Source organism: Roseibium sp. AWQ4_254 (assembly GCF_056161025.1).
On the sequence record NZ_JBSWYH010000011.1, the window covers coordinates 63924 to 84870 of the forward strand.

Here is a 20947-nt window from a genome sequence, read left to right on the forward strand (position 1 = left end):
AACGCCCCGGTCCACGCGTTCGCGAAATTCTGACTTTCTGGAAGAATGGTACAGACGGGTGGATTCGAACCACCGACCTTCGGAGCCACAATCCGACGCTCTAACCAACTGAGCTACGTCTGCTAAGGCGTTCAAGTGGCGCGGACCTTAAGGGCCCGGACCGCCATTTTCAAGGGCGTCTTCTACCCCTGTTTTCCGGAACCGGCAAGCGCGAATTTTCGGAAAAATCCGGCCTGTTGAAAAGCAAATGCCCGGGACAATCCCGGGCATCGGTTTTTGGGGCCGCCTGCGGGCAGGCTTGGCCCTCAGCTTAAAAAAGCTCAGTTGACCTTCAGATCCTTGAAGGACTTTTCCATGGCTTCCTTAACCGGAGCAGACACGTCGGTGCCGAGCTTGGTGGCCAGTTCCTGCATTTCCTTGGACTGGGCGCTCAGAGTGTCGAACTGCTGGCGGGCGAAGGTGGACTGCAGCTCAATGGCTTCAGCAAGGGTCTTGGCAGACATGATGTCCTTGATGAAAGTGAAGGCCGCATCCGCATTGGTCTTGGCCGCATCGACAGCCTTGTGGTTGAACTCAACCACGCCCTGGCGGGAGGTTTCAAACGTGTCTTCCATCAGGTCGGTCGCATCTTCTGCAGCGGTCTTGACCTTGGCATAAGCTTCACGGGCGTTTTCGATGCCTTTTTCAGTGGCTTCACGGAACGCAGCCGGGATTTCCATTTTCGGCATTGCAAAAGCCTCAAAGTCCGGGAACGCGACCCCAGCCGGAGCTGCGGTCTTGGCTTTGGTGGTGCGTGCTTTCGGGGCCGCTTTGGCGGTCGTCGTCGTGTCAGTCATGATCTCATCTCCTTGGGTCCGGACGCGATCATCGGTGCAAATTCATCCCGCCGGTCCATCTGCCGGCGGACCCTGTCGTCATCCGCAGTCCCTATATAGGACATCTCTTGCTGCGTTGCAATATTTTTTTGCACTGCACAACGCGTCATGGTTGCATATTTTTCACATGATCCAGAGAACGGTTTCCCGTCCTGCCACTTATACGGATGGTCTTTCGGGACGGTCGCTGCCGGAAGGGTCAGGAGCGCTAGGGTCCCTACCGCCTTGGGGGCTATCCGGGCGCATCGGGCCAAAGCCAGCGCCACAGCCTGCTCCAGACTGGCGCTGCAGGCCGGCCGGGAGAGCGGCCAGTCCGGGGGGCCAGTCCGTGGGTTCAGTCCATGGGTGCAGTCCGGGGCGCCGGATACACCCGCACGCCTGAGCCGACGAAAACGCCGGTCTGCGGGGGAGAAACAGTTGCTATTGAGGACGGGACGCAGGGCCCTGCTGCCGCCCCCCGGAAGGCTTCCGGAGGACCCTGAGGGTCTTGTTGCCCCTTTCGGGGCTAGGGGGGCCTGGCCCCCCTGAGGGCCGGAAGTGTGTCCGGCTTTGGTCCGGTGTTACTTTTTCTGGGCGGCCTTGGCGGCGTCCTGCACCGCCTTGCTCGCGGAGTTGGAGACCTCGCGGGCCTGTTCGCCAAGCGCTTCCATCTGGCCGCGCAGATACGCCTGTTGAAGCTTCATCATGTCTTCGACATTCTCCGCCTTGACCAGTTCCTGGGCGAATTTGAACGCTGCGTTCACATGCTCTTCCGCGTAACCGAGCGCCTTTTTGTTCACATCGGCCGCACCGGCCTGCACCGCATTGGCGCTGTCTTCCACATTGGAGACGGCCTTGTGGGTGGCGCCCATGAAATCGTCAAAGGCCTTGCGGGCCTGATCGACGCTTTTCTCTGCGAAATCACGCATTTGTTCAGGGACTTCGAACCCGGTCTTGTCAGTGCTCATCTTGGCGCTCCTCGGCTCACGGGCAGGGGGCGCCCGCAATTCTTGAGATTTGTTCCTGCCAAAAATTCGTAACACGCAGATGGCAATCCGGCAAACGAACCCTGTCAGATTAACCACGCCTTCATGTAAGTCCTTTAGCAACCTTGCTTTACGTGGACGTTGTCAAGCTTTGCTTGTATTAACAGAATGTTTACAAAAGCACGCGAATTGGCGGCAGTCCCTTTTCTTTCCGGTATCGCCGCCCCCTGGAGCAAAGCGATGGACACTCAGACCCAATCATTCCTGGAATTCAGTGCCATGAATGATCTGGTCCAACTGGCTGCCGACACGCGCGCAGCCTGGCTCTGGTCGGCTGACGGCTCCAGGATCCTGTGGGCGAATGCGGCCGGAGCCGCATTCTTTTCAGCCCAGAACGTGCGTGAACTGTCCGGCCTGACCTCGCTTGAGCGTTCCCCTGCCCGCCCCCATATCGCCCGAATTGCCGAGACCGGCCAGACCGGGAAATTCAGCATCGACCGGCTGCGGTTCTACAAGGGCCTGCGGGTTATGCTCCTGACCTGCCAGTGCAAGCGCATTGCGTTGGAGGATGGCGGCAATGCTGCGCTGATCGTGTGTACGGACAAGGGCTTAACGCTGACGCGAGAGCCCATCCCGGCCTTTGCGCAGCTGTTGAAAGGCGATGGCATCACCGCCTATCTGATGACCGGCGGCACGGTGGATGCCCGTTTCGGCGCCCTGGGAAGCACCCCGGAAGACCTTGATCTGCCAAAAGGTCAAAGGGTCCTGTTCGGCCCGCTTGATCTGGAGGGGCGGTTTCACGATGGCGCCGTGTTGCAGATCCCGGCCGGGCCGAAAGTTGTTGTCTTGAGCAACACGCCCCTGGCGGACAATGCCAATGTGCAGTTCCCGGACGACACGCCAGAGGAAGGCGGAGGTGACGCTCAGGCGGCCGCCGAAACCTCCGCCAGCACTGCCTGGGCGGCCACGGCCGAGGACGGCATGCCCTCCACCGCGACATCTTTGGACGCTGCGACAGATGACGCAGAGGTAGAAAAAGATTTTTCCTCCTTTGATCAAGCCGAGATGCCTCAGGACAACGGCGGCGCTTTGGAAGCGGCCGGGCCGGAGCAGCGAGACACCGGCAAGCCGGCCGCCGCTGAGAACACAGACGGCAGCCCGGCCGGAGACAAGGCCGCTGAAGATGCGGGCCAAGTTACGGCAAGCGGCGAGCCCAGCGTGTCTCTTGCCGCGGATACTGCAGCGGATATGGAGCATGATGAAAGTGACGGGCAAGATGTTTCAGAGAATGCTTCGGACGGGACTTTAGACGACGAAAGCGCTCTTGAGGCGGACCCTTTGGAAGAGGTGGAGGCGGACCTTCTTGAGGAGGCGCTGCCGAATGAGGGGCAAAACGAGGCCAAAGCGCCGGCTCCAGACGACAGGCCGGAGGACGACGACGGCCGGGATGAGGATGCCCTGCCTGAGCTGACCCCGGTCAGCACGCCAGAGGCGTTCGTGTTCCAGCCGCGCCGCCGCCCGGTGCGCTTTGCCTGGAAGATGGATATGGCCCAGCGCTTCACCTTCCTCTCCGATGAATTTGCCGATGTGCTGGGCCCGGACGCGACCGATATTGTCGGCCTGACATGGGAAGAAGTGTCTGACCGGTTCGGCCTGGACCCGCGCGGTCAGATTGCAAGGGCGCTGGACCGGCGCGACACCTGGAGCGGCAAGACTGTTGACTGGCCCGTGAGCGGTGCTGCTCTCCGGGTGCCGGTCGACATGGCCGCCCTGCCCGCCTTTGACCGGGAGCGCCGGTTTGAAGGCTACCGTGGCTTTGGCGTCTGCCGCACCTCCGATGCGGTTCAGGACCCGCATGGCTTTGTTCCCGCGCCAGCTTCCGCGCCAGAAGGCAAAGACGAAGACAAAGACGCTGGCACTCCACTTGAGCTTGCGGATGACGGCCTGTTCGACCCGAAGGAGACTGACGGCGCTGAAGACCGCGCGGACGAGGACAGCGCAGAAAAACGCCAGCCACCGCCGCAAGCGGATGCGCTTGAAGATCCTGACGGCCTCCCCGAAGACGCTTTTGACGATGGCGCCGAGGGCCCTGCTCCGGACACCGCACCTGCCCAGGCTCGGCTGGAAGACTTGAAACCAGCCCAGCCCAATTCCCTTGGGGGCCGCACCTTTCTGGGAGCCAGCGCCGCAGCCCTGGTCGGCTCTCTGGCCGTGTTCAAGGGCAAGACAGGGGCTGATCCGGCTGGCACTGCGGCCGGTGCGCCGCCTTCAGCGCCGGCGCCGGACGACAGCCCGCGCGAAGACCAGCCTTTCGAAGACACAAGCCTATCGGACGATCTGAAAAAGGCGGCCGCCGCACTGGACGCGGCTGAGGACAGCAAGGGCCCCTTTGACGATCCTGCGGACTCCGTGAAAGACGCTGAAAACACCGCTCCGGATGACGCCAAAGACGCGGACGGCTCAGAAGACACCGGGCCGAAGGCCGCAGCGCCGCAGCAGGACGATGACCAGCAGGATGAAGCGGGCGCTGTTAGTGTGGACGAAGATGGGGCGAACGAAGACGATCGAAGCTTCACCCATGAAAATGGCGGCTATATTGCCGAAGTCTCCGTTCCCGCGCGCCGCGCGAGAAATCAGGCGGGCTCAGCGGCTGCCTCCAGCGCGGCGCCTGCCCCCAAGCCGGACGATGCGGACATTCCAACTGGCATCACCGGGTCGGCTGAACTCAAGCCCTCTGAAATCGAAAGTGCGGTCAAGAGCCTTGCAAAGTCCTACAAGGCTGCGGAGAAAAAATCGCCGGACCTGTTCGAGACGCCCGATCCCTCCCAACTCATCGACAACCCGGACAGCGCGCTAGCATCGCACGGAGCAGATGAAACTGAAGGCCTTGACGCGCAGACCCTTTCATCGAGCCCCAGAGACACGTCAGATCTTGCTGACGACGAGGCCTTTCTGGCGGCAGAAGTCAGCACGACACCGCTGCTCGACATCTCTTTTGCCGACTTTATAGAGGAGACTGACGAGGACCGCCTGGACATTATGGTTGATGCGGACGCCGATCAGGAGCCGGACACCTCTGACGCGGATGACGGTGCCGGGATCCCTGTCATTGGCAGCACCGCGCAGGACAATTCCCCGGATGGCCGCAGCTCCCGTCCGGAGGAAGATGTGAACGAAGCGGACGCGGTGGAGGACACCGGCTCGACTCTCTCCGATGACGAAGAGCGCGAATTCTTTGAAGAAACCGCCGCCTTTGGAGACGAAGAGCAGGACACAGGTGGCGGTGCGAACACGCCCCCGCGCGATGGGGCTGCCGCTGAACACGAGGACGGCCCGGTCCAGAAGACCGGCCAGGTTATTCCGCTGGCGACGGCCCGGCCACGGGTGGTGCCTGTCGACACATCCGGCCTCTCCCGGCCCGAGCGCCAGGCCTTCCGCAAAATCGCCGAAGCCCTTGGCGCAAGGCTTGAAGGGGATCTGGACGATTTCGACGCTCCCGATTCCGGCGGTGAGGAGGACAGCCCGATCCTTGAGCTGCCGCAGGAGCTGGTGCCGGAGGCCGGACCGATTGACCCGACCCTGCTGGACCGCCTGCCAATCGGCATTTCCATCGTGCATGATCGGGAAGTGCTCTACGCCAACAAGGCGCTGCTCAAAATGCTTGGCTATCCGACCATTTCAAAATTGTCGGAAGCGGGCGGTCTGGAAGCCCTTTTCATTGACGATACGGACGATCTAGCGGATGCGGTTGGCGTTGACGGGGAAGTCGACGAGGCCCTGAAGATGCGCATGGCCGATGGCGGCGTTTTAAATGTGGATGCCCATATGCACTCCGTTCCGTGGAACGGCACGCGGGGTCTGATGATTTCAATCACCGAGCGCCCGTTGAAACCGGCCCAGCCGGTGGCGGCCCCTGCAGCGCCGAATTTCTTTGCCGGAGTGCGTGCGGAACTGGACAGCGCCCGCAATCAGATTTCCGAGATGGAAACGATCCTGGAGACGGCGACCGATGGCGTTCTGGTTCTTGATCAGCACGGCACGATCCTAAAGGTCAACGGCTCTGCCGAAGCCCTGTTCAGCGCCAGCCGGACCGATATGATCGGTGCGCCTCTGACATCGTTTCTGGCCCCGGAAAGCCACCGGGCCGCGTCCGATTATCTGGACGGCTTGTCCCGAAATGGCGTGGCCAGCATCCTGAATGACGGCCGCGAAGTGCTCGGACAGGTGCCGGCCGGCGGGATTATCCCCCTGTTCATGACCATGGGGCGGATCACCAGCCGTGATGAGGAAGCCAAATATTGCGCTGTCCTGCGCGACATCACCCAGTGGAAGTCGGCGGAAGAGGAACTGACCGAAGCCAAGCGCCAGGCGGAGAATGCAAATTCTCAGAAATCCGATTTCCTTGCCAAGATCAGCCACGAGATCCGCACGCCGCTCAATGCGATTATCGGGTTTTCCGAGGTCATGATGGAAGAACGCTTCGGGCCCATCGGCAATGACCGCTACAAGGACTACCTGAAAGACATCCGCACCTCCGGCTCCCATATCATGAGCCTGATCAATGATCTTCTGGATCTCTCCAAGATCGAGGCGGGCAAGCTGGACATGAACTTTACCGCCGTGTCGAGCAATGACGTCATCAACGAATGTGTGGCCCTGATGCAGCCCCAGGCCAACCGGGACCGGGTGATCATCCGCACCAGCCTGCCTGACACCGTGCCCGATGTGGTCGCCGATCCGCGCTCCCTGCGCCAGATCGTGCTGAACCTGTTGTCCAACGCGATCAAATACAACAAGTCCGGCGGACAGGTGATCCTGTCCACGGTGCTGGAAAGCAACGGTGAAGTGGCGCTGCGGGTGCGGGATACGGGCACCGGCATGACCGCAAAACAGCTGACGGCAGCGCTGGAGCCTTTCCGGCAGCTGCACACCTCCAGCCGGGGTGGTGGAACGGGTCTGGGCCTGCCGCTGACAAAAGCGCTGGTGGAAGCCAACCGGGCAAGCTTCCACATCGATTCCACTCCGGATCAGGGGACCCTTGTGGAAATCATCTTTCCAACCCAGCGGGTGCTGTCAGAGTAGAAGTCCCCGCAGACAAACCCTTGGCCTTCCACGGCGCCTGAACGGAAACCGGCCCGGTCCGGCGGCGGACCTTGCAAAGGTGCGGCCCCTCCTGCTCACGGTTTCGTGAAGGTTAGGCGGGGCATGTATTTTCGTCGCAAAATTTGGAAAATATGATAAATAAACTCCTGTTTTTTCTTCGTTTTTGAAACAAGGATCACCCCCTCACGACTGCTGTTTTGAACAATTCTAAACTATTGATATTCTTAAGTTTATTGACTTAAACCGGCCTGAACGACATATAGGCGCCCATCGGATCCGGCGGAGACCGGGTCGGGAAACCAGATGGTTTTTTGGGAGACTTCAATGCGTATGATCCTTGGCGCCCTGGCTGGCGCGTTTGCCGTAACCACCGCGACCTTTACCGGCACCCCGGCGCTTGCCAGCGATGAGGTGAATATCTATTCCTACCGCCAGCCCTTTCTGATCCAGCCCCTGCTGGACGCCTTCACGGCGGAAACGGGCATCAAGACGAATGTCGTGTTCGCCTCCAAGGGCCTTGGCGAGCGGATCGCGGCCGAAGGCAAGAACTCCCCCGCCGACGTGCTTCTGACCGTTGACATTGGGCGTCTGGACGGCGCCAAGCAGCTTGGCATCACCCAGCCGGTTGTCTCCGATGTCGTCAACGAAAACATCCCGTCCCAGTTCCGGGATCCGGACGGCCACTGGATCGGCCTGACCACGCGCGCGCGCATTATCTATGCCTCCAAGGACCGGGTTGATCAGGACAGCATCACCTATGAAGAACTGGCCGATCCGAAATGGAAGGGCCGCATCTGCACCCGTTCGGGCCAGCACGTCTACACGATCGGGCTGATTGCCTCAATGATCGCGCATCACGGTGCTGAGAAGACGGAAGAATGGCTGGCAGGTGTCCGGGACAATCTGGCCCGCAAACCGGCCGGAAACGACCGCGCCCAGGTGAAAGCCATCTATGCGGGTGAATGCGACATTTCCATCGGCAACACCTATTACATGGGCAAGATGGAAACCAACGACAAGGAACCGGAGCAGAAGGAATGGGCCAAATCCGTGCGCATCCTGTTCCCGAACGCCGCGGACCGGGGCACCCATGTGAACGTCGCCGGCATTGTGCTGGCCAAGAACGCGCCGCACATGGACACGGCCATGAAGCTGATCGAGTTCCTGACCTCCCATGAGGCCCAGGAAATCTATGCGGAATCGAATTTCGAATATCCGGTGACCCCGGGCGTGCCGGTGTCCGAGCGGGTGCAGAACTGGGGCGAACTGACCCCGGACGACCTGTCCCTCGCGGACATCGCCAAGAACCGCAAGACCGCGAGTGAGCTGGTCGACAAGGTGGGCTTCGACGACGGCCCGGCGTCCTGACCGGCCCGTCAGCACCGGTAAGCTGATCCGGCTTGACCGGAACCGCGAAAAGCGCCGTTTCAGGACGGCGCTTTTTTGCATTTTCAAGCATTTGCCAGTAGACCTTGGTCACAGTTCAAGAATACGAAGACCGCCCTTGCTCCGCCCCCCATCCCTCACCCTGGCTGACCGGATCTGGCAAATTGCTGCCTTGGTGATCACCGCGCTTGTGCTGATGCCGATGGCGGCCATCTTGTGGATCGCACTGAGCCCGACCGGGGACCTTTGGACCCGGCTTCTGACGACCGTTCTGCCCGGCTCCCTGAAAACAACCGTCTTGCTGATGCTTGGTGTCGGGCTGATCACCGGAAGTCTGGGGGTTGCCCTTGCCTGGCTCGTGACCATGTGCAGCTTTCCAGGCCGAAGGATCCTCGATTGGGCGCTGCTGATCCCGCTCGCAGTGCCCACCTATATCATCGCCTTCTCCTATATCGAGATTCTTGACTATACCGGGCCGGTGCAAAGCGGCATCCGGGCGCTTTTCGGCTTCAAGACGTCACGAGACTACTGGTTCCCGGAAATCCGTTCACTTGGCGGGGCCATCTTTGTCATGAGCGCGGTGCTCTACCCGTATGTCTATCTGACCGCCAGAGCCAGTTTCCTGATCCAGTCCGCTGCCACGCTCGATGTCTCACGCACGCTTGGCGCCAGCCCGGCCGGCCTGTTCTTCCGGGTGGCCCTGCCGCTGGCCCGGCCGGCCATTGCCATCGGCGTTTCCCTGGCACTGATGGAATGCCTGAACGACATTGGCGCGGTCACGTTTTTCGGTGTCAGAACCCTGACCTTCTCCGTTTATGATGTCTGGCTGAACCGGTCCAGCCTCAGCGGGGCGGCCCAACTGGCGCTGGCCATGCTGGCTATGGTGCTGCTGCTGTTGTGGCTGGAGCGGGCTGGACGGCACAGACAGCGCTTTGATGCCGGGGGCAGCGCCAGGCAACGCGCGCCAAAACGGTTCGAGCTCAAGGGGCTTCGGGCTGGCGCTGTCCTGGCCCTGTGCCTGCTGCCGGTCCTGATCGGCTTTGTCATTCCCGGCCTGATGCTGGCCGACCGGGCAAGCCGCAGGCTGGACAGTCTGATGACGGGAGATTTTTTCCAGATCGTCTGGAACAGTTTCAGCCTGGCTGCGGCCGCAGCGCTTCTGACAGTTCTGATTTCCGTGGCGCTCGCCTATGCCCTGCGCCTCAACAATCACGGCCCCTTGAAGGCTGCTGTCCGCCTTGCCTCCATCGGCTATGCGATCCCGGGCACGGTTCTGGCCATCGGCATTCTTATTCCGCTCGCCGGGTTTGACAATTTTTTGGATGCGCGCATGGAGGCCTGGTTCGGGATCAACACCGGCCTCCTGCTGCTCGGCAGCGGCACCGGCCTTGTCTATGCCTATGTCGTCCGCTTTCTCGCCGTTTCCTATGGCCAGGTAGAGGGGGGCTTCGGACGTATCAGTCCCCATCTCGACATGGCCGCCCGCACCCTTGGCCGAAATACGGGCCAGACCCTGACCCAGGTGCATCTGCCCATGCTGAAGCCGGTGCTCTTGTCCGCCGCCCTGCTCAGCTTTGTCGACTGCATGAAGGAGCTACCTGCAACCGTGCTGTTGCGGCCCTTCAATTTCAACACGCTGGCCACCACCGTCTTTGAGGCTGCCTCCCGCGAGGCCTTCGAGGAGGCCGCCCTGCCCTCGCTTGCCATTGTGCTTGTCGGGCTGATCCCGGTGATCTATCTGGCCCGCTCCAGCGCCCGGTCTTTCCGCACCAGCACGTCCCGCCGCAACACACCGGCAAAAGCGGTCTGACAAACAAGGCGTTCCGTCCCCCCGCCTTGACAGGCTGCTCCCAAATCGCCCCAATGGCGCCATTGCATTGTTCATTGCCGGGATGTGTTTTCATGGACAAGAAACATCAGATCAATCTCTGGTACGCCTTCATTGCCATCATGCTGGTGTTCACGTTCCAGAGCTGGTGGGCGACCTACAGGACCGTGGAGCCGATCCCCTACAGCGAATTTGAGCAATATCTCAAAGACAAGAAGATCGAAGAAATCGCGATCAAGACCAATACCATCGAAGGCAAATTCAAGGAGCCCTTGAAGGATGGCAAGAAATACTTTGTCACAACGCGGGTCGATGTTCCGCTGGCCGAGGAGCTAAGCAAATACGACGTCAAATTCACCGGCGTGGTTCAGAGCACCTTCTTGCGGGATCTCCTGTCCTGGATTTTGCCGGTCCTGCTCTTTTTCGGCCTCTGGATGTTCGTCATCCGCCGCTTTGCTGAAAAACAGGGCATCGGTGGCATGATGACCGTCGGCAAGTCCAAAGCCAAGGTCTATGTGGAAACGGATGTGAAAGTCCGGTTCGGCAATGTCGCCGGGGTGGACGAGGCCAAGCGGGAGCTGAAGGAGGTGGTCGACTTCCTGAAAGATCCGACATCCTATGGCCGCCTGGGGGCCCATGTGCCCAAGGGCATCCTGCTGGTCGGCCCTCCCGGCACCGGCAAGACCCTGCTGGCGCGCGCCGTTGCCGGTGAGGCTGGCGTTCCGTTCTTTTCCATCTCCGGCTCCGAATTTGTCGAAATGTTCGTCGGTGTCGGTGCCGCCCGGGTCCGGGACCTGTTTGAGCAGGCCCGCAAAGCAGCCCCGGCAATCATCTTCATTGACGAACTCGACGCCCTTGGCCGGGCCCGCTCCAGCGGTGCCATGGGTACGAATGACGAAAAAGAGCAGACCCTCAACCAGCTCCTGACCGAACTGGACGGGTTTGATCCGTCCAGCGGCATCATCCTTCTGGCTGCCACAAACCGGCCGGAAATTCTGGATCAGGCCTTGCTCAGGGCCGGGCGCTTCGATCGGCAAGTTCTCGTAGACCGGCCGGACAAGTCCGGGCGGCGCGCCATTCTTGATGTGCATGTGGCGAAGATTAAGCTGGCGCCCGAAACGGATCTTGATCAGGTCGCCCAGCTCACCGCAGGCTTTTCCGGGGCGGATCTGGCAACACTGGTCAATGAGGCTGCGCTTCTGGCGACCCGCCGCCAGGCCGACGCGGTGACCCTGCAGGATTTTAACGAGGCCGTGGAACGGGTCATTGCCGGGCTTGAAAAACGCAGCCGCATTCTCTCCGAAAAGGAGCGTACCACGGTCGCCTATCACGAAATGGGCCATGCGCTTGTGGCCGCCAATCTGGACAGCTGCGACCCGGTGCACAAGATTTCGATCATCCCGCGTGGCATTGGTGCCCTCGGCTATACGATGCAGCGCCCGACGGAGGACCGGTTCCTGCTGTCAGCGAGAGATCTCGAAAACCGCATGGCCGTTCTGATGGGGGGCCGGGCTGCGGAAGACGTTGTCTTTGGGGAGATTTCGACCGGCGCTTCCGATGACCTGCAGAAGGTGACGGAGGTCGCCAGGGACATGGTCATGCGCTACGGCATGGAAGAGAGCCTCGGGAACCGGGCCTATGCCACTCAGCGGCAGGCCTTTCTGGGCCAGCCCGCCGGGGACATCGCGGAGGTCTCCAACGACACCCAGCGGGAAATCGATCTGGCGATCAAGGCCCGGGTTGAAACCGCTTTCCAACAGGCCAAGGATCTTCTGGTCGCCCACCGCACCGATCTGGAAGAAGGCGCCCAGCTGCTGCTGGCCAAGGAAACCCTGACGGATACGGATTTCCCGGCAATCCGGCCGCTTGCAGAACGGCAGAAGCCCAAAGCAGCAGAATAGTCAGATCCAACCGCTCGACCGTCTCCGGCAGACCTCTTAATAGCAAGCGCAGTTGCTTATGGTATTAGCCGGTCTCCGCAAGGTGCGGTGTGCCGGACTGGGTCTTGGCGGCCGGCAAATCGTAGCGCGGGCTGCCATCGGGATTGGTCGTCAGCAGCCAGGCGTCGAAATGCTCGGCCAGCATGGGCCGGGCATGAAGGAAGCCCTGCGCAATACTGCAGCCATGCTCTGTGAGGAAATCCTGCTGTTCGCTGGTCTCCACGCCTTCGGCGACAACTTCATAATCCAGGCTTCTGGCCATGGCCAGGATGGTCTGGACAATGGACCGACTTTGCAGATCACTGGCAACACCGCTGACAAAGCTGCGGTCGATTTTAAAGGTGTTGAACTGCAGGCGCTGCAAATGGGCGAGGCTGGAATAGCCGGTGCCAAAATCGTCAATGGCAAAGGTGATCCCTGCTTCCAGCAGCGGCTTTGTGGTGGCGGACACCCGCTCCGGATCGGCCATGGCCACAGTCTCGGTCACTTCCAGCTGCAACAGCTCGGCCGGAAAGCCGGTAAAGTCCAGAATGTCGAGCACACGCGTGGCAAAACCCGGTTTTTCCAGCTGACGGATCGACACATTGACCGCCAGCGGGATGCGCTGGCCATGGTCCAGCCAGGTGCGCCCCTGAACACAGGCCAGCTCCAGCACCCGGTCGCCGAGCCGCGTGATCAGATCGCTCTCCTCGGCCACCTCGATGAAGACACCTGGGCCCAGCAGGCCCTTTTCCGGATGTTCCCAGCGGGCCAGCACCTCCGCGCCGACCACCGTGCCGCTGGCACAGTCGATCTTGGGCTGGAACACGATGCGGATCTCGTCCCGCAGCAAGGCTTTCTTGAGCTCGGCTTCCAGGCGGATACGTTCGCCGGAACGTGTGTCCCGCTCGATCTCATTGTAGAAACACGCCCTGTTCCCGCCCGTGCGCTTGGCGGCATACATGGCAATGTCCGCATTTTTCAAGATGGCGGTATAGTCCTCGCCGTCATCGGGATAGGTGGACACGCCGATACTGGCCCCAACCGTCATGGTCAGACCATGGATCTCCAGCGGCTGCTCGATGCAATGCACCAGCTGCTCTGACAGCAGATAGACATTTTTCATCCCCTCTTCGGCTGGGATAAGCACGGCAAATTCGTCGCCGCCAAGCCGGGCCACCAGCGGCTGGATGTCCCCCTGCCGGGGCTCTCCCGTTTCCGGGTCCTGATCCAGCGGCGCAGGCAACGCAAGCGAGACACAGCCATTCGCCGACTTGAGCAAACGCCGCAGCCGCGAGGCGATTTCCTTCAAAAGCGCATCCCCGTGGTCATGTCCATAGCTGTCATTGACCCGCTTGAACCGGTCCAGATCGATGAACAGGATCGACATGCGGTTCTGCGTGCCATCAGCGCGGATCTGGTTCTTGGTGAAATGCTGGCGGAAGTGCTCCCGGTTGGAGAGTTTCGTGACCGAATCCACAAAGGCGAGTTCATGGATGCGCGCCATGTTGTTGCGGATCGTAGCGACCATATCCCGGTACGCCCGGGCGAGACCCCCGATCTCATCCTGACGTTCCACAGGAAACGGCGCATCGAAATTGCCCGCGCTCACTGTATGGGCGGTCTGGGTCAGTTCCTTGATCGGCCGGACGAAGTTCTCCGCAAAATGCACGGTGACGGGAACGCAGAAGACCAGCAGCACCAGCGTGATGACAAAATTGCGGCTCCATATGGTGAAGAGCATGCCTTCGGCCGGGGCCCGCTTGACTGCAACAAAGGCCACGCCCAGCAATGTGCCGTTGGAAATGTCGCGGACGGGAAGAGCGATCTGGATCCGGTCCCGGGACTGGTGCATCCGGGTTTCGCCGGTCTTGTAGACCTCTGCAACAAGCGGCTGCTGCTGCCGCTCGTCGAAATAGCTGGTTGCCGGGTCGCTGTCGATGGTCACCGAACGGGCCGGATCATGCACCTCAGCCAATTCCACCACACCGCTTGAGGCGATGCTTTCCAGCTCCTGCTCCAGAATGAGATAGTGGTGGTTGATCAGGTGCGGCACCGCCAGCCGGCTGACGGTAGCGCCGATGGCCCTTGCATCCGATACAACCCGCTGCTCTTCATCGCGCAGGTCCAGATAGCTTGCAACCATGATCATGACGACCGACAGGGCCAGAAACAACCCTGCGACAAGTATTACAAATCGGCTGCGCAGGCTCGGAAGCCAGGACGACAGGACTTCCAAAAGTTTTTCCATGGCTCTCGGCGTTCCTGGCACGGCTGACCCCTTTTGAAAACTGCGATAATTTACTGAGAAAGTCTTGCAACCGGGTTGATCAGCACCTTCTGAATTGCCGTCAATTCGTAAACGTTGAAGTGTTCTTTAGCTGGAAAAGCTTCCATGGTGGAATCTAGGAGCCGGTGAGCCCATTTTGCGGGTTTTATCGGATTTATTCACAGGTGAGAGGGTCTGTTTTGTTAACTTTTTCCCATGTCATTTATACGTATAAGGCCCGATATGACACACCTTCGCTTAAAGCGTTAAATTTAGATTTGTAAAACCGGAGATATTTCAGCCGCTAAAAATCGATTTTTACGTATTTGTTTTGATTAAATTGATAAAATACTATCCAATCTGTCCGAAAACACGCACCATCCAGCATGTCTTTCAGGGTATTTTGGCCATCAGCCCAGGCCATGAAACGGCAAAGGCACCATTCCTGGAATGATGCCTATCAAAGGTCCGGACAAAAATCGGGACCCGCATATCTCTGCCGGAAAAACGGGGAAGCCCAGTCAGCGCTTCCCCCCAATTTACCGGATCCGGGTCAGACGAGGGTTGCCTGCGTCTTTTCCTTTACCTCTTCCAGCGTCACATCCGGAGCCAGCTCGACCACTTTCAGGCCGCCCTCCACGACGTCAAAGACACCGAAATTTGTGATAACCCGGTCAACACATTGCACTCCGGTCAGCGGCAGGGTGCAAGCTTTCAGCAGCTTCGGATCACCCGCTTTGGAGGTGTGATCCATGATCACCACGACCCGCTTCACACCGGCGACCAGATCCATGGCGCCGCCCATGCCTTTCACCATCTTGCCCGGGATCATCCAGTTGGCAAGATCGCCGTTCTCGGCCACTTCCATCGCCCCCAGGATGGACAGGTCGATATGCCCCCCGCGGATCATCCCGAAGCTGTCGGCAGAGGAAAAGTAGCTGGTTTGCGGCAATTCGGTAATGGTCTGCTTGCCCGCATTGATGAGGTCGGCATCAACCTCGTCATCGGTCGGGAACGGGCCCATGCCCAGCATGCCGTTTTCCGACTGCAGGGCGACATGCACCCCTTCCGGAATGTAGTTGGATACCAGCGTCGGAATGCCGATGCCCAGGTTCACATAGAACCCATCTTCAAGCTCTTGCGCGGCGCGCTTCGCCATATCATCACGAGTCCAGGCCATGATGTATCTCCTCAGGCTGCGCGCGTGGTGCGCTTTTCAATGCGTTTTTCGTGATTGCCGACAATGATGCGGTCGACGAAGATCCCGGCGGTGTGGATGTTGTCCGGGTCAAGCTCACCGATCTCGACCAGCTCTTCCACTTCCACGACGCAGACCTTCCCGGCAGTTGCCATCATCGGGTTGAAATTGCGGGCAGTCTTGCGGTAGACGAGATTGCCTTCCTTGTCCGCTTTCCAGGCCTTTACCAGAGAGACATCGGCGACCAGACCGGTCTCCATGATGTAGGTTTCCCCGTTGAAATCCTTGTGCTCCTTGCCTTCGGCAATGAGCGTGCCGACACCGGTCTTGGTGTAAAAGCCGGGAATTCCGGCCCCGCCGGCGCGGATGCGCTCGGCCAGCGTGCCCTGAGGGTTGAATTCCAGCTCCAGCTCGCCGTTCAGATACTGTTTTTCGAACGTGGCATTTTCACCCACATAGGATGACACCATTTTCTTGATCTGGCGCGTTTGCAGGAGCAGGCCAAGGCCGAAATCGTCCACGCCCGCATTGTTGGAGATCGCCGTGATGTCCTTGGCGCCCGTTTCCCTGAGCGCAACGATCAGGTTCTCCGGAATGCCGCAGAGGCCGAACCCGCCAGCCATCACCGTCATGCCGTCAAAGGTCAGCCCGTCAAGGGCGGCCTTTGCGTCCGGGTATATCTTGTTCATGTTTCACTCCCAGTTAGGACCGCATGGTGCGTGCCGCGCACATTCGCCGCTTGGTGCATTGCGGTCAAGGGATCATTGTCGCATTGCAGCGAAAAACATGACTACCGCGTCACTCACGCAAAGAAGAGGCAATAAAACACACGCAGCCAGCGGCAAGACAGGCCTTCCGCATCGCAACGGGTTCGTTTTTTGCAAGGTGTTTATGGTTTTTAAATGCTTAAAGCCAAGACTAGACCTGACCGGGCAGGAGCAAATCAGTCCCTGCTATCTTCTGCCGCACGCCACAAGTGAAAGATCCGCATCCCGTGTACCCATTTTGGCCGACCCTGATCAAGATCGCCATCTTTTCCCTGCTTGTCGGGGCCGGGCTGTCCTTTCTCGACATCACGGCGGAAGACATACTGGCCTCGGCCGGTCTGAGCCCGCTGCAGCTGTGGATCTATCTGCTTGAATTCCGCGACTGGGCGATCCCGAACATGATCCTGGGCGCATTCATTGTCGTGCCGGTCTGGCTGCTGATCTACCTGGTGCGCCCGCCCCGTGCAGGCTGATACCAGCGGGCCTTTCCCATTTCGCTACCCGTCTGCCCCGAATGCCGCTCGTTCGTCCCGCTCCCGCTGGGCCTGCTGGCGCCTGGTCACAATGGATGCGGCGATCACCCCAAGCGTGACCAGCCCCACCAGAATGGTGCAGACAGCATTGATTTCCGGTGTGACCCCAAGCCGCACCTGGGAATAGATCTTCATTGGCAAGGTTGTCGCACCGGGACCGGTGGTGAAGCTGGCGATCACCAGATCGTCCAGAGACAGGGTGAAGGCCAGCATCCATCCGGCAATCACCCCTGGCAGGATGACCGGCAAGGTGATCAGGAAAAAGGTCTTGACCGGCGGGCACCCCAGATCCTCCGCCGCTTCCTCGATCGACTTGTCGAAGCCGACCAGACGCGACTGCACAACGACAGCGACGTAACACATGGCAAAGGTCGTATGGGCCAGCATCACGGTCCAGAACCCCCGTGCCGTGTCCATGGCCACAAAGAGAAGCAGCAGCGACAGTCCGAGAATGACTTCGGGCATCACCAGCGGCGCGAAGATCATGCCGGAAAACAGCGAGCGGCCGGCAAACCGCCCGGAGCGCACCAGAACCAGCGCGGCCAGAGTGCCGAAGACGGTTGCGATGGTCGCCGACGTGAAGGCCACCCGCAATGTGACCCAGGCCGCATCCAGCAATTGCTCATTGTCGAGCAGGGACACATACCATTTGGTTGAGAACCCGCCCCACACCGTCACCAGACGGCTGGCATTGAAGGAATAGATCACCAGCAGCACGATCGGCAGGTATAGAAACGAAAATCCGAGCACCAGCGAGGTGATGTTGAACCAGGTCGGGCCGCGCGTCATCCGTCTTTCTCCGCCATTTTCTGCTGCTGGTTCTGGAACAGAACGATGGGGATCACCAGGATCAGCAGCAGGATCACCGCCACGGCCGAGGACACCGGCCAGTCCCGGTTGTTGAAGAACTCAACCCACAAGGTCTTGCCGATCATTAGCGTGTCGGACCCGCCCAGCAGATCGGGAATGACAAACTCCCCCACGGCCGGAATGAAGACCAGAAAACACCCAGCGATGATCCCGGGCAGAGACAGCGGCACGGTGATCTTCCAAAAAGCTTTCCAGGGCGGGCAGCCGAGGTCTTCAGCCGCTTCCAGCAAGCTGCCATCCAGCCGTTCCAGGCTGGCGTAGAGCGGCAGTACCAGGAAAGGAAGATAGGAATAAACGATACCGATATAGACGGCAATGTTGGTGTTCATGATGACCAGCGGCTGGTCAATCACCCCGAGCATCATCAGAAACTGGTTCAACAGTCCCTCATTCTTCAAGATGCCGATCCAGGCGTAGACCCGGATCAGGAAGCTGGTCCAGAAGGGCAGAATGACCAGCATCAGAAGCGTTGGCCGCCAGCCTTGCGGACTTCTGGCCATGCCATAGGCAATCGGATAGCCGATCAACAGGGTCAAAACTGTGGAGATCGCCGCGATGGTGACCGAGGACACATAGGACTTCCAGTAGAGGTCGTCCTCGGTCAGCCAGATGTAATTGTCCAGGGAAAAGGCGGCGAGATTGTCCTTGAAGGCTTGCCAGCCCTCTCCCAGATCGAAGGTCGGCAGATAGGGCGGAATGGCAATCGCCACTTCCGACAAAGAGATTTTGAAGACGATCAGGAAGGGCGCCAGGAAGAAGATGAACAGCCAGAGATAGGGTACGGCAATCAACAGCCACCCCCCCAGGCTTCTTCTTGGCGGTGCGGCGATGTGTTCCTCGTCCATCAACCCCTCCTATCGCGTCAGAATGACACCGGCGTCCCGGTCAAAGCTCAGCACCACGGGATCGTCCCAGTTGATCGGGTTTTCGACCATGCGCGACACGTTGGCAAACGTCGCCCGGAGCGTGTCCCCGTCGTCTTCGCCCACCTTGGAATGGATGATCGAGACGTCACCGAGATAGGCAATGTCCCAGACGATACCGCCGATCTGGTTGACCTGGCCGGGCTCAGCCGTGCCCTGTTTGATCCGCATCTTTTCCGGACGGATCGCATACCAGACCGTGTCACCGACCCCGGCTGCCGTCGTCTGGTCGCACTCAATGGCCAAGCCGTCGTGAACAGCGACCATTTTCGTGCCCTCCGCAGAGGTCTCTGACACCTTGGCCTCGATCAGATTGACGTCACCGATAAAGTCGGCGACGAATTTTGAGTTGGGCGCTTCGTAGATTTCAGCCGGTGTGGCCACCTGGACCAGTTCACCCTTGTCCATTACGGCAATCCGGTCGGCCACCGTCATGGCCTCTTCCTGATCATGGGTAACAATCAGGAAAGTCATCTTGAGATCTTCCTGCAGCGCCATCAGTTCGAACTGGGTTTCCTCGCGCAGCTTGCGGTCCAGCGCGCCCAGGGGCTCGTCCAGCAGCAGAACCTTGGGCCTTTTGGCAAGCGAGCGGGCCAGGGCCACCCGCTGGCGCTGGCCTCCGGACAACTGATGCGGCTTGCGTTTGGCAAATTGCTCCAGCTTGGTCAGGCGCAGCATCTCCGCGACCCGGTCTTCGATCTCCTGCGCAGGCACCTTGTCCTGCTTCAGGCCAAAGGCGATGTTCTTTGCCACATTCATATGCGGAAACAGCGCGTAGGACTGGAACATCATGTTGGAGGGCCGCCGGTAGGGCGGGATGCCGGCCAGATCCTGCCCGTCCAGAAAGATCTGCCCGGATGTGGGCGTCTCGAAGCCGGCCAGCATACGCATCAAGGTGGTCTTGCCGCAGCCCGACCCGCCCAGAAGCGCAAAAAACTCGCGTTCATAGATTTTCAGAGAGAGGTTCCTGACCGCCGTGAAGTCCCCGAACTTCTTGGTAACATTGCGGAACTCAATAAAGGGTGGGTGGTCCGGACTTTCCCAGGGACTGAACTCCCGCCGCACCGGTCCAATCGATTTCTTCGCCACTGTGATCCCCTACCCCAAAAGAGACGTGCCAAGAAAAGCGCCGGACCGCTTGAGGCTGCCCGGCGCTGTCGCTTGTCCTTACTGACCGCTCTTGACCGCAGTCCAGGTCCGGGTGACGACCCGGTTCACCTTTGGCGGATATGCCGTCACGGTGTAAAGGTTCTTCATCGCCTCTTCAGAGGGGTAGATGGCCGGATCGCCGATGACATCATCGTTCAGGAACTCCTGCGAGGCCTTGTTGCCATTGGCGTAATAGACATAGTTGGAGGCTTTCGCCATCACTTCCGGCTTCATGATGTAGTTGAGGAATTCAAGCGCTTCCTCCTTGTGCGGAGCATCTGCCGGGATCGCCATCTGGTCGAACCACATCAGCGCGCCTTCCTTCGGGATGCTGTACTCAACGGTCACGCCATTGTCAGCCTCGGCCGCCCGGTCGCGGGCCTGAAGCACATCGCCGGACCAGCCAAGCGCCAGGCAAATATCACCATTGGCGAGCGCATTGATATACTCAGAAGAGTGGAATTTCTGGATATAGGGCCGGATCTTCGTGAGCAACTCGCCAGCCTTCTTGATATCCGCCGGGTCCTTGCTGTCCGGGTCAATGCCAAGATAGTTCAGGGCAGCCGGAAACACTTCCGTCGGCGCGTCCAGCATGAACACACCGCAGTCCTTTAGTTTCGAAATGTTCTCTTCCTTGAACACAAGGTCCCAGCTGTCCACGGGCGCATCATCGCCAAGGATCGCCTTGACCTTGTCGACATTATAGCCGAGGCCGGTGGTGCCCCACATGTAGTTGATGGAATACGCGTTGCCCGGATCGTATTTCTCGACGCGCTCCTCGATATCCTTCCACATGTTCTTCAGGTTCGGCAGCTTGGACTTGTCCAGCTTTTCAAAGACACCGGCCGTGATCTGGCGTGACAGGAAACTGCCGGTCGGCACGACGACATCATAGCCCGTCCCACCTGCCAGCAGCTTGGTCTCCAGAACCTCGTTGCTGTCAAAGACGTCATAGACAACCTTGATACCGGTTTCCTTGGTGAAACCTTCCAGGATCGACTCATCGATATAGTCGGACCAGTTGTAGACATTCACGGTCCGGTCCTGGGCATGGGCAACCCCGCCCATGAGGCTGAGGGCGGCGATTCCGGTCAACACACATTTCAAATTCATTCTGGTCTCCCCTCGGAGGTTTGGTGGCAGCCTTTCCGGCCTTGTCCCT

Annotated in this window: 14 protein-coding genes and 1 tRNA gene; 5 read left to right on the forward strand and 10 right to left on the reverse strand. The window is 59.7% G+C overall.

Annotation, left to right across the window (positions count from 1 at the left end):
* Positions 1-46: 46 nt before the first annotated feature.
* The 3 genes from ACXAIC_RS10395 to ACXAIC_RS10405 form a co-directional block, all read right to left on the reverse strand.
* Positions 47-123 (reverse strand) — tRNA-His (locus ACXAIC_RS10395).
* Positions 124-320: 197 nt separating this feature from the next.
* A complete protein-coding gene (locus tag ACXAIC_RS10400) occupies positions 321-836 on the reverse strand; it encodes a phasin (RefSeq protein WP_475177385.1) in 516 nt (171 codons plus the stop codon).
* 599 nt (positions 837-1435) lie between these two features.
* Positions 1436-1822 carry a phasin gene (locus ACXAIC_RS10405; protein WP_475177388.1) on the reverse strand — a complete coding sequence of 129 codons (387 nt, stop codon included), beginning with the start codon at positions 1820-1822 and terminating at the stop codon, positions 1436-1438.
* Positions 1823-2080: 258 nt separating this feature from the next.
* On the opposite strand from ACXAIC_RS10405, the gene ACXAIC_RS10410 reads away from it, so the two are divergent.
* The 4 genes from ACXAIC_RS10410 to ftsH all read left to right on the forward strand — a co-directional run bounded on the left by ACXAIC_RS10410 (position 2081) and on the right by ftsH (position 12058).
* Positions 2081-6922, forward strand: a complete 4842-nt coding sequence (locus ACXAIC_RS10410) for a PAS domain-containing sensor histidine kinase (protein ID WP_475177393.1) — start codon at positions 2081-2083, stop codon at positions 6920-6922.
* A 351-nt stretch (positions 6923-7273) separates the two neighbouring features.
* Positions 7274-8311: a Fe(3+) ABC transporter substrate-binding protein gene (locus tag ACXAIC_RS10415; protein WP_475177734.1), complete on the forward strand. Its 1038-nt coding sequence runs from the start codon at positions 7274-7276 to the stop codon at positions 8309-8311.
* Positions 8312-8447: 136 nt separating this feature from the next.
* Positions 8448-10139 (forward strand): ABC transporter permease, encoded by a 1692-nt coding sequence (locus tag ACXAIC_RS10420; protein WP_475177397.1) that lies wholly within the window; start codon positions 8448-8450, stop codon positions 10137-10139.
* A gap of 92 nt (positions 10140-10231) precedes the next feature.
* Complete coding sequence (gene ftsH, locus ACXAIC_RS10425) at positions 10232-12058, forward strand: ATP-dependent zinc metalloprotease FtsH (RefSeq protein ID WP_475177402.1); 1827 nt, start codon at positions 10232-10234, stop codon at positions 12056-12058.
* A 64-nt stretch (positions 12059-12122) separates the two neighbouring features.
* Here ftsH and ACXAIC_RS10430 read toward each other — a convergent pair whose 3' ends face one another.
* From ACXAIC_RS10430 to ACXAIC_RS10440, 3 genes are all read right to left on the reverse strand, one after another.
* Positions 12123-14327 (reverse strand): putative bifunctional diguanylate cyclase/phosphodiesterase, encoded by a 2205-nt coding sequence (locus ACXAIC_RS10430; protein WP_475177408.1) that lies wholly within the window; start codon positions 14325-14327, stop codon positions 12123-12125.
* Between the two features lie 571 nt (positions 14328-14898).
* Positions 14899-15525 carry a CoA transferase subunit B gene (locus tag ACXAIC_RS10435; protein WP_475177414.1) on the reverse strand — a complete coding sequence of 209 codons (627 nt, stop codon included), beginning with the start codon at positions 15523-15525 and terminating at the stop codon, positions 14899-14901.
* 11 nt (positions 15526-15536) lie between these two features.
* Entirely contained in the window at positions 15537-16232 is a 696-nt protein-coding gene (locus tag ACXAIC_RS10440; RefSeq protein WP_475177418.1) for a CoA transferase subunit A, read from the reverse strand.
* A 305-nt stretch (positions 16233-16537) separates the two neighbouring features.
* Here ACXAIC_RS10440 and ACXAIC_RS10445 point away from each other — a divergent pair, with 305 nt between their 5' ends.
* Positions 16538-16783, forward strand: coding sequence for a DUF6460 domain-containing protein (locus ACXAIC_RS10445; protein ID WP_475177422.1), 246 nt, complete (start codon positions 16538-16540; stop codon positions 16781-16783).
* A gap of 24 nt (positions 16784-16807) precedes the next feature.
* On the opposite strand, the gene ACXAIC_RS10450 is transcribed toward ACXAIC_RS10445, so the two are convergent.
* The 4 genes from ACXAIC_RS10450 to ACXAIC_RS10465 all read right to left on the reverse strand — a co-directional run bounded on the left by ACXAIC_RS10450 (position 16808) and on the right by ACXAIC_RS10465 (position 20898).
* Entirely contained in the window at positions 16808-17632 is an 825-nt protein-coding gene (locus ACXAIC_RS10450) for an ABC transporter permease (RefSeq protein WP_475177426.1), read from the reverse strand.
* The gene (locus ACXAIC_RS10455) at positions 17629-18558 is read right to left on the reverse strand and encodes an ABC transporter permease subunit (RefSeq protein WP_475177429.1); all 930 of its coding nucleotides are present in this window, start codon (positions 18556-18558) and stop codon (positions 17629-17631) included. The genes ACXAIC_RS10450 and ACXAIC_RS10455 overlap by 4 nt, the downstream gene beginning before the upstream one ends.
* Before the next feature lie 9 nt (positions 18559-18567).
* Positions 18568-19725: an ABC transporter ATP-binding protein gene (locus ACXAIC_RS10460; RefSeq protein WP_475177433.1), complete on the reverse strand. Its 1158-nt coding sequence runs from the start codon at positions 19723-19725 to the stop codon at positions 18568-18570.
* 78 nt (positions 19726-19803) lie between these two features.
* Positions 19804-20898 carry a polyamine ABC transporter substrate-binding protein gene (locus tag ACXAIC_RS10465; RefSeq protein ID WP_475177436.1) on the reverse strand — a complete coding sequence of 365 codons (1095 nt, stop codon included), beginning with the start codon at positions 20896-20898 and terminating at the stop codon, positions 19804-19806.
* Between the last annotated feature and the right edge of the window lie 49 nt (positions 20899-20947).